13 protein-coding genes are annotated in these 13,972 nt (G+C 49.5%); 4 read left to right on the forward strand and 9 right to left on the reverse strand.

The features are described from left to right. Positions 1–46 precede the first annotated feature (46 nt). Both BWI97_RS17895 and map read left to right on the forward strand, forming a co-directional pair. Positions 47–3,154 (forward strand): AAA family ATPase, encoded by a 3,108-nt coding sequence (locus BWI97_RS17895; protein ID WP_102202208.1) that lies wholly within the window; start codon positions 47–49, stop codon positions 3,152–3,154. 62 nt (positions 3,155–3,216) lie between these two features. After that, complete coding sequence (gene map / locus BWI97_RS17900) at positions 3,217–3,981, forward strand: type I methionyl aminopeptidase (RefSeq protein WP_102202209.1); 765 nt, start codon at positions 3,217–3,219, stop codon at positions 3,979–3,981. A gap of 5 nt (positions 3,982–3,986) precedes the next feature. Here map and BWI97_RS17905 read toward each other — a convergent pair whose 3' ends face one another. From BWI97_RS17905 to BWI97_RS17935, 7 genes are all read right to left on the reverse strand, one after another. After that, complete coding sequence (locus BWI97_RS17905; protein WP_102202210.1) at positions 3,987–4,481, reverse strand: hypothetical protein; 495 nt, start codon at positions 4,479–4,481, stop codon at positions 3,987–3,989. A 31-nt stretch (positions 4,482–4,512) separates the two neighbouring features. Next, positions 4,513–5,448 carry an L-threonylcarbamoyladenylate synthase gene (locus tag BWI97_RS17910; protein WP_102202211.1) on the reverse strand — a complete coding sequence of 312 codons (936 nt, stop codon included), beginning with the start codon at positions 5,446–5,448 and terminating at the stop codon, positions 4,513–4,515. A gap of 128 nt (positions 5,449–5,576) precedes the next feature. Next, positions 5,577–6,296, reverse strand: coding sequence for an SIMPL domain-containing protein (locus BWI97_RS17915; RefSeq protein ID WP_094813145.1), 720 nt, complete (start codon positions 6,294–6,296; stop codon positions 5,577–5,579). A gap of 201 nt (positions 6,297–6,497) precedes the next feature. Continuing rightward, positions 6,498–6,980, reverse strand: a complete 483-nt coding sequence (folK, locus tag BWI97_RS17920; protein WP_369826603.1) for a 2-amino-4-hydroxy-6-hydroxymethyldihydropteridine diphosphokinase — start codon at positions 6,978–6,980, stop codon at positions 6,498–6,500. Positions 6,981–7,068: 88 nt separating this feature from the next. Next, complete coding sequence (locus BWI97_RS17925) at positions 7,069–8,607, reverse strand: YifB family Mg chelatase-like AAA ATPase (RefSeq protein WP_094813105.1); 1,539 nt, start codon at positions 8,605–8,607, stop codon at positions 7,069–7,071. A 182-nt stretch (positions 8,608–8,789) separates the two neighbouring features. Next, positions 8,790–9,893: a DNA topoisomerase IB gene (locus BWI97_RS17930; RefSeq protein ID WP_102202212.1), complete on the reverse strand. Its 1,104-nt coding sequence runs from the start codon at positions 9,891–9,893 to the stop codon at positions 8,790–8,792. A gap of 55 nt (positions 9,894–9,948) precedes the next feature. Beyond that, entirely contained in the window at positions 9,949–10,248 is a 300-nt protein-coding gene (locus BWI97_RS17935; protein WP_094813101.1) for a hypothetical protein, read from the reverse strand. 212 nt (positions 10,249–10,460) lie between these two features. Here BWI97_RS17935 and BWI97_RS17940 point away from each other — a divergent pair, with 212 nt between their 5' ends. Further along, positions 10,461–11,783 (forward strand): (Fe-S)-binding protein, encoded by a 1,323-nt coding sequence (locus BWI97_RS17940; RefSeq protein WP_102202213.1) that lies wholly within the window; start codon positions 10,461–10,463, stop codon positions 11,781–11,783. Positions 11,784–11,810: 27 nt separating this feature from the next. Then, positions 11,811–12,596 carry a (Fe-S)-binding protein gene (locus BWI97_RS17945; RefSeq protein ID WP_102202214.1) on the forward strand — a complete coding sequence of 262 codons (786 nt, stop codon included), beginning with the start codon at positions 11,811–11,813 and terminating at the stop codon, positions 12,594–12,596. Between the two features lie 3 nt (positions 12,597–12,599). On the opposite strand, the gene BWI97_RS17950 is transcribed toward BWI97_RS17945, so the two are convergent. Both BWI97_RS17950 and nadD read right to left on the reverse strand, forming a co-directional pair. Then, complete coding sequence (locus BWI97_RS17950; protein WP_102202215.1) at positions 12,600–13,388, reverse strand: NAD(P)H-binding protein; 789 nt, start codon at positions 13,386–13,388, stop codon at positions 12,600–12,602. A gap of 4 nt (positions 13,389–13,392) precedes the next feature. Next, a complete protein-coding gene (gene nadD / locus BWI97_RS17955) occupies positions 13,393–13,965 on the reverse strand; it encodes a nicotinate (nicotinamide) nucleotide adenylyltransferase (RefSeq protein ID WP_102202216.1) in 573 nt (190 codons plus the stop codon). Positions 13,966–13,972: the final 7 nt, after the last annotated feature.

Genomic DNA, 13,972 nt, shown 5'->3' on the forward strand with positions numbered 1-13,972 from the left:
CCACATAAGTTATCCACATTTTACAGCGGGGGGTTGATAAGATCGCATGCGTATTCTAAAAGTATCTTTCGAAAATATAAATTCACTACGGGGACAGCATACCATTGATTTTCAGAACGAAACGGCCTTTCGTACGTCCAACCTGTTTGCGATTACCGGGCCAACGGGAGCGGGAAAGACCACGATTCTGGATGTGATTACGCTGGCTCTATACCACCGTACCCCCCGATTAGGCGAAGTCAATACCAATTTGCTGGAAAAACTCGGCGGTATACTCACCCGTGATACACACGTGGCTCAGGCCGAAGTGACGTTTTCCACACCCGGCGGTACGTATCGGGCCAAGTGGAGTTTAGAAAGAGATACTATTAGTAAAGGGATTAAGAAAGGGCAGTATAAGTTAGAAGAGTACTTCGAAATTGCCGATGTGGATAACAATGTTATACTGGCATCCAAGAAGAAAAAAGAAGTACAGGAAGAAATCAAAAAACGAATTGGACTGGATTACGAACAGTTCGTCAAGGCCATTTTGCTTTCGCAGGGTGATTTTGCGGCTTTTCTAAAAGCGAAACGGGAAGAACGAGCCGAGTTGCTGGAACGGATTACGGGCACGGAAATCTACCGAAAGCTCGGGATGGAAGCGTATGCCCGCTGGCATGATGGCTACAAAAGGGAAATTGAGCAGAAACAGCAATCGCTTGATTTACAGAAGCTTTTATCCGATGAAGACGTTACCGAATACGAAACGTTCATTAAAGAGTACGACGAGCTTTGCCGACAGGCCGAAGCTGGACGCAAAGGCTTGGAAATTCAATTGCAGCGAAAAGTACGGATTAGTGAAATCTGGAAATCGCTGGAAGCCATCCGGCAAACGGAGTGGCCCACCTGGGACCGCGAGCAACGGCAGTTCGACGAACAGCATACCCCCGCCCTGAGTCGGCACGAACGGGTACAGCAGTTTTCAGCCCAGTTAACGGAATATCAGATCCAGGAGCAAAACGTAAAAAATGCTCAGATCCAGGCGGAACGACTGGCCAACGAATATCAGCGGGCCCAGCAAAACCGTACGCAGCTGCTGGGAGATATTGCCAAACTGACGGGTGAACTGGTAACGGATCAATCGGCTCAAAGTGGACTGGAACGGTTTCGGGAAACGGTTTCGGGACTGATTACCGCTCGTCAGGAAGTGGCTCAGCAGTGGCAATCGGCGAAAGAACAAGGGACGTACTGGCTCGATAAAACGGGTTCGGGGGAATTACAATCCCTCTGGAAACGGGAATCGTACGGCGATTGTCTGGGCAGTTCGCGGGAATTGTGGAAAGAAACGCAACGGCGTCAAACGGACATACGAACGCTGTATAACTGGGATACGCAGGCCAATCTGCCCGAAATTCGCCAGCAATCGCAGGCTCGCCGCGATGCTTTACAACAACTGGAAACACAGGTTCGTCAGTACGAAACCGTTCGCCGACGATTGGCTGACTACGATCGTCAGGTAGACGAACAACGAAAGCTGATACGGGCTAATGAACCCGCTTTACAAACGGCTCAGCAGGCCGTTACAGAAGCTAAGAATTTAGTACAGATCGCTCAGGAAGAGCAACTTACCTTTATTCGGGAAACCTCTATTCCCCGGTTGCGTACGGAGTTACGTCCGGATGAACCCTGTCCCGTTTGTGGCTCTATGGATCATCCCGCTGAAAATAGTAGCGATGATCATTTTAGCATCGAACGTTACTTGCAGGAATTAGCCAGTTTAAAAGCCCGTTTTGAAGCTCGTGAACGCTCGCTGAGTACGACGGAGCAGCAACTGCGGCAGGTCGAACTTGTGACCAAAGCTGCGGAAGCAACGATTCAAACCCTGGAGCGGGAGAAAACCCAGGCCCAGATGGAACTCCAGCCCATTGCGGAAGCGGTGGGAATGTGGAAAACTCAGTTAGCCATTGAAAAGATTGGTAAGTCAGAAGAAATAAAAGGCTGGGTACAGGCGGAGGTCGAACGATTCCAGTTGCTCGAAGAACTTATTCAGCTACAGGAACGGAGCGATAGTCTGGCTCATTTTGGGAAACACCTGAAAAATGGCCTCGAATTCTTCCAGAAACAGCAGGAATTCACCGCAGAGCTACAGAAACGCTATCCAAAAGACCCGAAATATCTAAACGCTGAGTGTGACGAACTGCTTCGCAAATTGGTACAAAAAACCTTTTCGCCGCAGCAGTATGAACCAGAGCTTGTGGAAAACAAAAGGCTCCTTCTGGATACGCAAGGAGTTTTCCACCAGTTGCAGACAAAGTTATCCACAGAGTTATCCACATCGGGCTTTGCCAGTGTGGAAGAAGCTCGGTCAGCTTTGTTGTCTACTGAGTTATACCGCACCCTGGTTGAGCGTAAAGACCAGCTCATTCGCCGGAGAACCCAACTGGAAACCCAGATGGAGAATCTGACGAAGGAAGTAGAAAGTCTGATTCAGGCCGACGATTCGGATTTGTCGATTGATGTGTTGAAAAGTCGAATGGAGGATTACCGCAATTCTGAACGGGAGTATCTACAGAAAATTGGTGGCTGGAAGCAATCATTGAAGGATAATGAAACGAGCCGGGCCGAAAATGCCCGCCGGATTGCGGAAATCGCGGATCTCGAACAACGCTATAAAAAATGGCGACTACTGGCCGAAGGGCTGGGTGACCGCGAAGGAAAGAAATTCAACCAGTTTGCTCAGAAATTAACCCTGGCGAATCTGGCCCGTTCGGCGAATAGTCGTTTGAAGGATTTGTCGGATCGGTACCTGCTCCTGCCACCCGAAGGCGATGAGGAAAACCTGTGGGTACTTGACCGGAATTTTGACGAACGCCGGGCGGTAGCTACGCTCTCGGGCGGAGAAACCTTTCTGGTAAGCTTGGCTTTGGCCTTGGGTCTCAGTGATATGGTATCGAAAAACGTCCGGATTGAAAGTCTGTTCATCGATGAAGGTTTCGGTACCCTTGATCCCGATACGCTGGAAATTGCTCTGGGAACGCTGGAAAAATTACAGGCCGAATCTAACCGCATGATCGGGATTATTTCCCACGTGGAAGCCCTGAAAGAACGAATCACTACCCAAATCCGGCTTCGGAAACAGGCCAGCGGATTCAGTGAAATGGAAATTGTCGGGTAAACTAATTCGAGTTATCCACAGTTATCCACAAGCAATACCTTTATTCACAAATTAGGAAACATATGTCGATTACCTCACAGGCCGAATTAGCGGGAATGCAACAGGTGAGCGAAGCCGTCGGGCTGACCCTCAAGGAAATGCGAGCGTACGCCCGCCCCGGTCTCACGACGAAAGACCTGGATAATTTTGGTGGAAAGATTCTTAAGAAACTGGGAGCCCGCTCGGCTCCTCGCCTGAGTTACGGTTTTCCCGGCTGGACCTGCATCAGCGTGAATCACGAAGTAGCCCACGGCATTCCTACCGCCAAAAAAGTACTTCGCGAAGGTGACCTGATTAATATCGACGTATCCGCCGAGCTGAACGGCTTTTGGGCGGATAATGGCGGTTCATTCGTACTGGGACAGGATACCCGGAAGCACCAGCCGCTGGTCAATACGTCTAAAGAGATTTTACATAAGGCGATTCACCACATCAAAACGGGCGTACGCATTGCGGATGTTGGTTTACTGATCGAAACGGAAGCAAAAAAAGCGGGGTACCGGGTGATTAAAAACCTGGCTGGTCACGGTATTGGCCGCAAATTACACGAGGAACCGAGCAGTATTCTGAATTGCTACGACCGTTTTAACAAGGCTCGTTTCAAGAAAAACTCGGTGGTAGCCATTGAAACGTTTATCGCCACGGACTCCATGTACGCTAACGAAACCAACGATGGCTGGACGCTGATTGGCAACCGGGGCGGATTTGTGGCTCAGCACGAGCATACCATTGTCGTTACGGATGATCAGCCGCTGATCCTTACGGCGATGAACGAAATCTGGAATTAAGAAATTTAGTTTCGCCGCAATACGACACGTTGCAGATGATCGACGGAGTAGTTGACGACGGATTGCGGCGAACCTTTTTTCCCGGAAGTAACCTCAAAAATTAACTCATTTTCCCGCAGTTCATACGTGGAGGTGAGCACAATTCCTTCTGTTTCAAATACGCTATACAGCTTATTTCCAAAGCGATAGCTCGTTAACTCCGTTCCGTCGCGTTCGTCCACGAGGTACAGGCCCGTAGCGGCATCTTTCAATCGTAACCGGTAATCTTTGACGGCTGGCTGTTTTGCGGAAAGGTACTCGGTTTTCCAGGACCAGCTTTCCAGCTCGGTAGTTTTTCCCACCGTCAGCCGAACGGTAACCGTATCGCGTAGTTTTCCACGAGCAAAGATTTCCATCCGGCCCGTCCACGTACCTACGCAGGCTTCCCCAAACGGGACCTGAGCGGTGGTTGGCTGAAGAAAAATCCACAGGCAAGCGAGTGTACTCAAAAGCGTTTTCATGCCGTCAGTAGAAAGTAAAAAGCGAGTATTTTTACTCGGCCGCGGCTCTTCTGATCCGGTCGTTGATTGCAGTTCCCAAATCCCGTTCGGGTACTAATTCGGCGTAGATCCGGTCGAGGCCCAAAGCATCTAATCGTCGCATGGCGGCAAAAAGATTATGGGCTGCTTCGGCAAAATCACCCGTTACGGAGAGAATTTCCTGATGCAACCGGCCGTAATCATTCTGGAAACTAAGCACTCCTACTCGATCTGAGTTTGGTACCGAGGCAGAATCGTTTATCAAGGTCAGTGGCGTACGGGGGGCGTAATGACTTTTCAACATGCCCGGAGCCTGTGGATTCGAGCTGGAATGAGCCCGTACCTCGACAGGGCCTACCAGTTGTTCAATGCGTTCGATGGGCGTACCTCCCTTGCGGTACACAATGACCTGATCGCCTTCAAAACCCACAATGGTTGACTCCACGCCTACCTCGCAGGCTCCCCCATCCAGAATATAAGCAATCTGCTCCCCCAGTTGCTGTTCGACGTGCTGAGCGGTGGTAGGACTGATGTATCCAAACGGATTTGCACTCGGAGCCGCCAGCGGAAAGTCTAGTTGACTCAACAGCGAAAGGCTTAGCTCGTGTCGGGGAATGCGTACGGCGACGGTATCCAGACCGCTGGTCACCAGATCAGGTACGGATTCGGCTTTGGGTAACAAAAATGTAATCGGACCCGGCGTTAAGTGTTCCGCCAGTACCAAAGCCTTCTCGGGGATTTCCCGCACAAACTCCCGCAAACGTTCAAAAGCGTTCGTATGCACAATGAGCGGATCGAAGGCTGGACGGTTTTTTACCCGGAAAATAGATAGTACAGCCGCCGGGTCGAGGGCATTACCCGCTAGACCGTACACCGTTTCGGTGGGAATGGCGACGAGTTCTCTCTGTTCCAAAAAGGCCTTTGCTTGCTGTATATCCGTACCAATCATTCTTCTTAATTTTCAGTCTTTTGTTGCCGTTCACAGAGTAGGCTTTCCGACAAAAATACGGTTGACTTAGGTACAAAACAAAGCTGCCAGCTTGGGGCTGGCAGCGAATGACTGAAAAGAAATAGCGATTATTTGATTCGGAAAGTAACCTGAATGCGGGAGGTGAACTTTACTTTCTGGAATTCCAGATCACTTTGACCTACCTCCTCTGTATCAGCTTTTACCATACGAGCCATTGGCATTTGCATCATTTGATACGTTGGCGTATTATAACTGTCTTCAGTTTCACTGATTTCCAGCACTTCTCCTAATTTGTTACCCAGCGATTCGACCAAATACCCGGCTTTTTCCTTCGCATTTTGCAAAGCCTTAATTTTTACCTCTTTGCGTAACTGCTCTTTTTTGGAATAATCCACCCGGCTAATGTGGGTATTGGCAACGCCACGGGAATCCACTTTTGAAAGCAAGTTATCCACATCGTACAACTTGGCTAATTTGAGCTGGTATTGTTTGCTTTCCAGAAACTGAGCCGGGTTTTTCTTTTTGCCAATGCTGTTCTGGTAACCCGTGATTCCCTGAATGGTCAGGGCGTCTTTGGGCAAACCCGCTCCCTGTACCGACTGAATCAATTGTTTTTCCAGAATATCGATGGTGACTTTATCTTTCTGGTTTTTCTCGTCTTTATAAAACTCTTTAAGGCTAATGGTCAGGTAAAATTCATCCGGATCGACTTCTACTTCGGAAGTTCCGGTTACTTCAATTTTACGAACGGGTTCTTTTTCCACGGTTTGAGCGAATGCGGCAGTGCTGAAAATGAAAGAAGCGGCAAGCAAAAGAATGTTTTTCATGGCTTTGTAAGAATTAGTTTTTGAATCGTTTACACCCAGTAGATGCGATCGATCCAAAAATTCCATACGGAGAAGGTGTTAATGAAAGTTAAAGATAAATTGGAAATGATAAGGTGAATAAAAAAGGTTGATAATGAATGATTTATGACTAAATTGAATTTTTGAAATTCCTATAAATACGAAAGAAACCGGGTGCTGTCTTTACACTTCCAGACGTAACACGCTTGAATTATCGGTGCATACGTCCAGTAATCGTTGCTGGGTTAGCTGTAACACGGGATGGATGAAATCGGGGGCAATCTCGGCCAGCGGTACCAGCGTAAAACGTCGTTCCGCCAGATAAGGGTGAGGAATACTCAGTTCTGGTTCGTTAATGACTTCCGTACCGTAGTACAACAAATCAATATCGATCAGACGGGCTCCCCATTTTTCTTTTCGTACCCGACCCAATTCCATTTCAATGGCCTGCGTACGCCGGAGCAGCTCTAAAGGCTCCCATTCGGTATCTACTTCGATTACCTGATTCAAAAAGGCGGGTTGATCCGTCAAGCCCCAGGCGGCCGTTTCCCACAAACTCGACTCGACGCGGATGGGTCCGATCGTGTCTTCAATACGTTTCCGGGCTTGTTGAAACGTGGCTAGCCGATCGCCTAAGTTGGCTCCTAAAAGTAAGAATACGTTCAAAATACAGATTGAATGGTCGTCGTATGCGTACAAATGTAAAAATAGAGTACCGGGAAACACCAGTAACCGGAAAGAAGGGTACCCAAATCTACGTTCCCCAGCTCTCCCGGTCCAGACTTCGGTACTGAATGGCCTCAGCCAAATGCTCAATTTTGATTTCGGGAGAGCCTGCCAAATCGGCGATGGTACGAGCTACCCGCAGAATCCGGTCGTACGCTCGGGCCGAAAGTTGCAATTTATTCATGGCTGTCTTCAGTAACATCTTACCCGCTTCACTGAGGTCACACACTTTCCGTACCAACTCCGACGGCATCATCGCATTGCAATAAACGCCCGCATGTTCAGTGAACCGTTCCGTCTGTATTTCCCGAGCCTTAATCACCCGCTCACGAATGGCGGCACTCGCTTCCGACTTGCGGGTAGAAGATAATTGCTCAAAATTGACCGGGGTCACTTCCACGTGTAAATCAATCCGATCCAGTAAAGGGCCGGATATGCGGCTCAGGTACTTGCTGACGCTACCGGGCGGGCAGGTGCATTCCTTTTCGGGATGATTGTAGTATCCACATGGACAAGGGTTCATACTGGCAATGAGCATGAAATTAGCCGGAAATTCCACCGCCCACCGAGCCCTCGAAATACTGACGGTCCGCTCTTCCAGCGGTTGCCGCATGACTTCCAGAGCCGACCGCTTAAACTCAGGGAGTTCGTCCAGAAACAGGACACCATTGTGAGCCAGTGAAATCTCGCCGGGTTGCGGCATACCACCGCCACCCACCAGGGCGGCATCCGAAATCGTATGGTGCGGATTCCGGAAGGGGCGACGGGCAATGAGGGTGGCCCGACTGCCCAGCTTGCCCGCCACGGAGTGAATCTTCGTTGTTTCAAGAGCCTCGTGTAAAGACAAGGGCGGAAGTATACTGGGAAGGCGTTTGGCCAGCATGGTCTTTCCCGCCCCCGGTGGTCCGATCATGATCACGTTATGCCCACCGGCGGCGGCAATTTCCAGCGAGCGTTTGATATTTTCCTGGCCCTGTACGTCAGCAAAATCGGTTTCGTATTCGTTGAGGGTGGTCAGAAAAATGTCCCGTGTGTCGGATGTGGTAGGTTCAATATCTAGCGTCCCCCTCAGAAAATCCACTGCCTCGCTGAGCGTATCGACGCCAATCACGTCGATATTATTGACAATGGAAGCCTCCGAAGCATTTTCTTTCGGTAAAATGAATCCTTTGAACTGGTTTTTGCGAGCTTCGATGGCAATGGGCAGTACTCCTTTGATGGGTCGCAATTTGCCGTCAAGTGAAAGCTCACCCATGATTAGGTATTCTTCCAGCTTTTTCAGGTTCGCCTGTTCCGAAGCGTGTAATACACACAAGGCAATGGGCAAATCATACGCGGAGCCTTCTTTACGTACATCTGCCGGAGCCAGGTTGATTACGGTCTTTGTTCGGGGATAAAAGTAATCGTGATATTTGATGGCGGCTTCCACGCGTTGCACGCTCTCTTTCACTGCACTGTCGGGTAATCCCACCAAAAAAGTACCTGTACCCTGTCCTACCGTTACTTCAACGGTAACGAGGGTTGCATTCACGCCGAAAATGGCCGCTCCGTAAGTCTTTGCCAACATAGTTTTCTTACCTAAAATCAGGTAGCAAACTTAAGCGGTTTAGGAGTTATAGCGGATAGGGCCCGGTATTTAACCAGAACCAAAGCCATAAAAAAGCAAGAACGCGTTGGTAATCAATTGATTACCAACGCGTTCTTCGTGTACATGCTAACTAATGTCGAATACATATTTAGGGAACGGTACTAGACCGTTGCCTCCAGCAATTGCTTCACTTTCATTTCCAGCGGAGACAAAGACGAAGGATCTGCCGTTTCACTGGGAGCCGTATCCAGTCCTTCGCAATAGCCCCAAAGTTTTTCGGATTCATAAGCCGTAATTACTTTGGGATGTACGTAGTATTTCTTGCTGACGGCCCGAGTATTACCCAAAGCCTCAGCTACCAGATCATAACAGCGGTTGATATTACGTTTACAGGCCGTAGGCGTATCGAATAATCCCAAAGACTGGAAAGCCTCGAAAGCTCCCAGTGTACCTCGCCAGGTACGAAAGTCCTTAGCCGTAAATTCTTCACCCGTAATCTCACGTAGATACGTATTGACGTCACCAGAGCCGACACTACGGTGGTTACCTTCGTTGTCTACATACTGGAAAAGCTCCTCGCCGGGTACATCCTTACACCGCTGAATCAGTTTAGCCAGCCGTTTATCTTTCAGGCTGATTTCGTGGAAAACACCCTTCTTCCCTTTGAAACGAAAGGTAACTTTTGATCCTTCGATGTCAGCGTGTTCGTCCTGCATGGTGGTAAGACCATACGAGCCATTTTGCTTCTTATACTCTTCGTTACCCACCCGAATGCTAGTCTTTTCCATAAGCCGAACAATGAGTGCCAGTACTTTCTCGTACGGTAGTCCCGGGCGACGTAAGTCTTTTTCAACCTGCTCCCGAATCTTAGGTAGTACTTCAGCGAACTCTACCAGCCGGTAAAACTTGGTTTCATTGCGAATGGCATTCCAGTCCGGATGATACCGATACTGCTTACGACCCTTCGTATCGAAACCTGTAGCCTGTAAGTGACCATTAGATAACGGACTTATCCACACTTTTTCCCAAGCCGGCGGTATAACCAGTGAACGGATTCGCCGTAGCGTATCCAGATCGCGTATCGGCTTTTTATCAGCGTCGACATACCGAAACGATTTATTATGGCGTAAGCGATGAATACCCGGTTGATCGTCGGTCGTGTAGACCAACCCTGCCACCTTGGCCGACCGCTTTGGATCTTTTGACCAAAGACGGGTACGGCGGCGACGGGTGGCTTTCGAAGGAGGTAGTGCAACAGCACTCATAAAGTTAAAGGGTTGTGGGTTTCAGAGAAGGTATCACCTTCCCAACAAATATCAATTACAGCAGCGGATCGTCTTCCTTAATCGGAGCTTCGTCATGCTGGCTATGGCGATCGGCGTCCTGCTGGTGGCGGTCGGCCCGGTCAACACTTCCCCGTTCGCGAATATTTACTTCTGTTTCCATATCAGTTGGATCAAACTCGCCCTTTTCGTTCTCAAAGGATTGTTCGTAATTCTCAACCCCTTCACTTTCCAGAGCCTTCAGTTCAGAGGGGTTCAGGCCCAGATATAACTTTTCCGGCTCCTGCTTCTCCGTGTTTTCTCTCAGTCCACTGTTTTCTTTCGGTTCGGTATTCATGGCTGTTGGCTATTATTTTGAGCATGAAATAGGATAAAAAAGAGTGCCTTCATGAATTTCCCCCGAATCTAAAGCCCTTTGATGTAGAAAATATTCCCTTGTTTTTCTGATTTCAACCCTGTTCAGGAAACTAGTTATTATGCTTGCATACTATTTTGATAATGGTATCTTTGCTAGAGTAAATTGATTTTTTCGAGCAAAACAAAGAAGATATGCAACTCCTACCGCAAGTAGTCTTTGCATTAGTAGTAGGATTGGTTGGCTGGATGATGGTTCGACGGATTCGAAACATTCAGCAAACGATTCAACTTGGCCGGGCCGAGGATTTGACGGATCAGCCGGGTCTTCGCTGGCGTACCATGCTCCGGATCGCGTTTGGGCAGCAACGCATGTTCGATCGACCGCTGGTGGGTATACTGCACCTGCTGGTGTACGCGGGTTTTCTGTTGATCAACATTGAAGTGCTGGAGATTGTACTGGATGGCTTACTCGGCACGCACCGAATTTTTGCTCCGGTACTGGGCGGTTTTTATCCGTTCCTGATTGATTTTTTTGAGGTATTGGCACTGGGCGTACTCGTAGCCTGTATCCTTTTTCTGATTCGCCGGGATGCCCGGCTGATTCCCCGTTTGCAAGCCCGTCAGCACCGGGAATTGAAGGGCTGGCCCGTGCTGGATGCCAACGTTATTCTGATTACCGAGATCGTACTGATGGTGGCCATTCTGAGTATGAATGCTGCTGATAGCTTGTTACAGGAACGCGGACAGGCCCATTATCCGCTTGTGGGTGATTTTGTCATCAGCCAGTTTTTGAAGCCTATTTTTGCGGGTTTTAGTACGGAAGCTTTGCTCGTCATCGAACGGGTCTCCTGGTGGTTTCATATTCTGGGCATTTTTGCCTTTGCCGTATACGTTACCTATTCCAAACACCTGCACATCTTTCTGGCTTTTCCCAATACCTATTTTACCCGAATTCAGCCGCAGGGAACCATGGATGCTATGCCTGCCGTCACGCGGGAAGTAAAACTAATGCTCGGTACCGAAACGGATACGGGAACGCCGCCGGAAGCGGGCAGATTTGGAGCTAAAGACGTCATGGATCTTTCCTGGAAAAACCTCCTAGACGCCTATTCCTGTACCGAGTGCGGACGATGTACGGCAGCTTGTCCGGCAAACCTGACCGGGAAAAAACTTTCGCCCCGGAAAATCATGATGGATACCCGGGATCGGCTGGAAGACCTGGGAAGAAACCTGCAAACCAACGGCGGCGAGCTGAAGGACGATGGAAAATCTCTACTGGGCGACTATATCCAGACGGAAGAATTACGAGCCTGTACAACCTGTCAGGCTTGCGTACAGGCCTGCCCTATTCTGATCAATCCGCTTGACATTATTCTGCAATTGCGTCGGTATCAGGCCATGGAGGAATCCAACGCTCCGGCCGCCTGGAATGCCATGTTCCAGAATGTGGAAAACAATCAGGCTCCGTGGAAATTCTCGCCCGGCGACCGCTTTAACTGGGCCGAGCAGTTGTAACCATTTCAAAGCAATTCGTGTATGAGTATGGACTATAAAGTACCTACCATGGCCGAACTGATGGCTCATGGAGATACGCCCGAGGTATTGTTCTGGGTGGGTTGTGCGGGCAGTTTCGACGATCGCTACAAACGCGTAACCGTTGCTTTCGCCAAGATTCTCAATCAGGCGGGAATCAAATTTGCGGTGCTGGGTACGGAAGAAAGCTGTACGGGTGATCCGGCTCGTCGGGCCGGAAATGAGTTTCTGTTTCAGATGCAGGCCTTAACCAATATTGAAGTGCTAAACGGCTACGGCGTACAGAAAATCGTGACGGCCTGTCCCCACTGCTTCAATACGCTGAAAAACGAATATCCGGCTCTGGGCGGCACATACGAAGTCATTCATCATTCTACCTTTCTCCAGCAGTTGCTCGATGAAGGCCGCCTGACCGTACAGGGCGGAGCCTTTCGTGGCCAGCGAATCACGTATCACGATTCCTGTTACCTGGGGCGGGCAAATGGCGTATACGAAGCTCCACGAACCCTTATTCAGGCTCTGGATGCTGATTTAGTGGAAATGAAGCGTTCCCGGAAAAACGGCCTCTGCTGCGGGGCGGGTGGTGCCCAGATGTTCAAGGAACCCGAACCCGGTAGAAAAGACATCAACATCGAACGAACGGAAGAAGCCCTGGGTACTGGAGCGAAAACCATTGCCGTCGCCTGTCCCTTCTGTATGGTGATGATGACGGATGGCGTCAAAGCCAAAGAAAAAGAAGACCAGATCAAAGTCCTGGATCTGGCCGAACTGATCAGTCAGTCGAACGGCTGGTGAGCCTTACGGAAACGCCAGCGGATCGGGGTACTGGAACGTGTACGCCAGTTGAGTGATCAGTTTTTCCGAAGAAATTACCTTAAACGGGACGGGTGCTTCCGGTGTCTTGAATATGGGCGGAGCCCAGCCGTGTTGTTCCGCGTTTCGTTCGTAAATGGCCCGCCGTACCGGATGCTCGGGAGCTACTACGTTGAAGGTTTCATTCCAGACGTCTTGTTGTAAGAGGGTCTCAATAATGCCAATGACGTCGTCACGGTGCACAAAGTTGACGGGTACATCTCCGGTATCTACCGTTTTCCCGATGAAGTACTTCCCGGCAATCCGGTCATAGCCCATTAGGCCGCCGCAGCGGAGTACGGTCAGCGGAAACGTGCTTTCCTGTAGCAGATGTTCAACGGTAACCAAAGGATGATTTTCCAGCGTTGGTCCGTATTCATCGAGTTCCGTACTGGTTTCGGGATACACGGAAGTCGAGGAAATGTAGATCAGTTTTCCCCGGAAATCGGTCATCTGGTGCAGTAACTGGCGAATCTGTTGCGGATGAAAATCGTCGCCCTGCGAGCTGGCCCGGGGTGGAATACTAATGATCAGTACCTCTGCATTTAGCAAAGCAGCTAAATCCCCTGTTGGTTCGGGATTGAAATTCAGAAGCACGGGCTGAATGCCCGCCTGAGCCAGCAATGTAAGTTTTGCTTCCGAAGTGGTCGTTCCGATCACCGTATGCCCTTGTTCGGCCAGTGCTTTGCCCAGCGGTAAGCCCAGCCAGCCGCAACCCAGAATACTAACGTTCATTCCTTTAGACGTAAAATTTTTTCCAGCGAATATAGGCTTCTACTTCTTCGGGGACCATATACCGAATGGTTCGTTCGGCCTTGATTTGTGCCCGGATGAATGTAGCCGAAATATCCAACAGGGGTGATTCCACCAGCCGGACGTTGGGATGATCCACCAGATCGCTCGGCTCGGCATTGGGCCGGGGATAGACGTATAGGCCAAATTCACTCAGAATTTGCTCGTGTTCTTTCCAATTTGGAAACTGGCCCAGGTTATCGCCACCGATGATGAGTCGAAAGGTATGCTGGGGAAACTTCTCCTGTAGCTTCAGCAGCGTATCGATGGTATAACTCGGACGCGGCATGGTAAACTCCACATCACTGACTTTGAACTTGGAATTGTTCTGAATGGCCAGCGAAACCAGTTTGTACCGATCTTCCTCGTGCAGGAGTTGCTTATTTTTTTTGAAGGGATTCTGGGGAGAAACCACAAACCAAACCTGATCCAGATCGGTCGTCTCGGCCATAACATTCGCTACAATCAAATGGCCGATATGAATGGGATTAAACGAACCGAAAAAGAGACCAATGTTCATGTTGTTA

This window comes from Siphonobacter sp. BAB-5405 (assembly GCF_002872335.1).
GTDB lineage: Bacteria > Bacteroidota > Bacteroidia > Cytophagales > Spirosomataceae > Siphonobacter.

What these genes read in the sequence shown, in the direction of transcription:
- BWI97_RS17895 (WP_102202208.1), top strand. Translation starts at nt 47, where the DNA reads ATGCGTATTCTAAAAGTATCTTTCGAAAATATAAATTCACTACGGGGA.
- BWI97_RS17950 (WP_102202215.1), bottom strand. Translation starts at nt 13,388, where the DNA reads ATGAACGTTAGTATTCTGGGTTGCGGCTGGCTGGGCTTACCGCTGGGC.
- BWI97_RS17945 (WP_102202214.1), top strand. Translation starts at nt 11,811, where the DNA reads ATGGACTATAAAGTACCTACCATGGCCGAACTGATGGCTCATGGAGAT.
- map (WP_102202209.1), top strand. Translation starts at nt 3,217, where the DNA reads ATGTCGATTACCTCACAGGCCGAATTAGCGGGAATGCAACAGGTGAGC.
- nadD (WP_102202216.1), bottom strand. Translation starts at nt 13,965, where the DNA reads ATGAACATTGGTCTCTTTTTCGGTTCGTTTAATCCCATTCATATCGGC.
- BWI97_RS17930 (WP_102202212.1), bottom strand. Translation starts at nt 9,893, where the DNA reads ATGAGTGCTGTTGCACTACCTCCTTCGAAAGCCACCCGTCGCCGCCGT.
- BWI97_RS17925 (WP_094813105.1), bottom strand. Translation starts at nt 8,607, where the DNA reads ATGTTGGCAAAGACTTACGGAGCGGCCATTTTCGGCGTGAATGCAACC.
- BWI97_RS17940 (WP_102202213.1), top strand. Translation starts at nt 10,461, where the DNA reads ATGCAACTCCTACCGCAAGTAGTCTTTGCATTAGTAGTAGGATTGGTT.
- BWI97_RS17905 (WP_102202210.1), bottom strand. Translation starts at nt 4,481, where the DNA reads ATGAAAACGCTTTTGAGTACACTCGCTTGCCTGTGGATTTTTCTTCAG.
- BWI97_RS17910 (WP_102202211.1), bottom strand. Translation starts at nt 5,448, where the DNA reads ATGATTGGTACGGATATACAGCAAGCAAAGGCCTTTTTGGAACAGAGA.
- BWI97_RS17915 (WP_094813145.1), bottom strand. Translation starts at nt 6,296, where the DNA reads ATGAAAAACATTCTTTTGCTTGCCGCTTCTTTCATTTTCAGCACTGCC.
- BWI97_RS17935 (WP_094813101.1), bottom strand. Translation starts at nt 10,248, where the DNA reads ATGAATACCGAACCGAAAGAAAACAGTGGACTGAGAGAAAACACGGAG.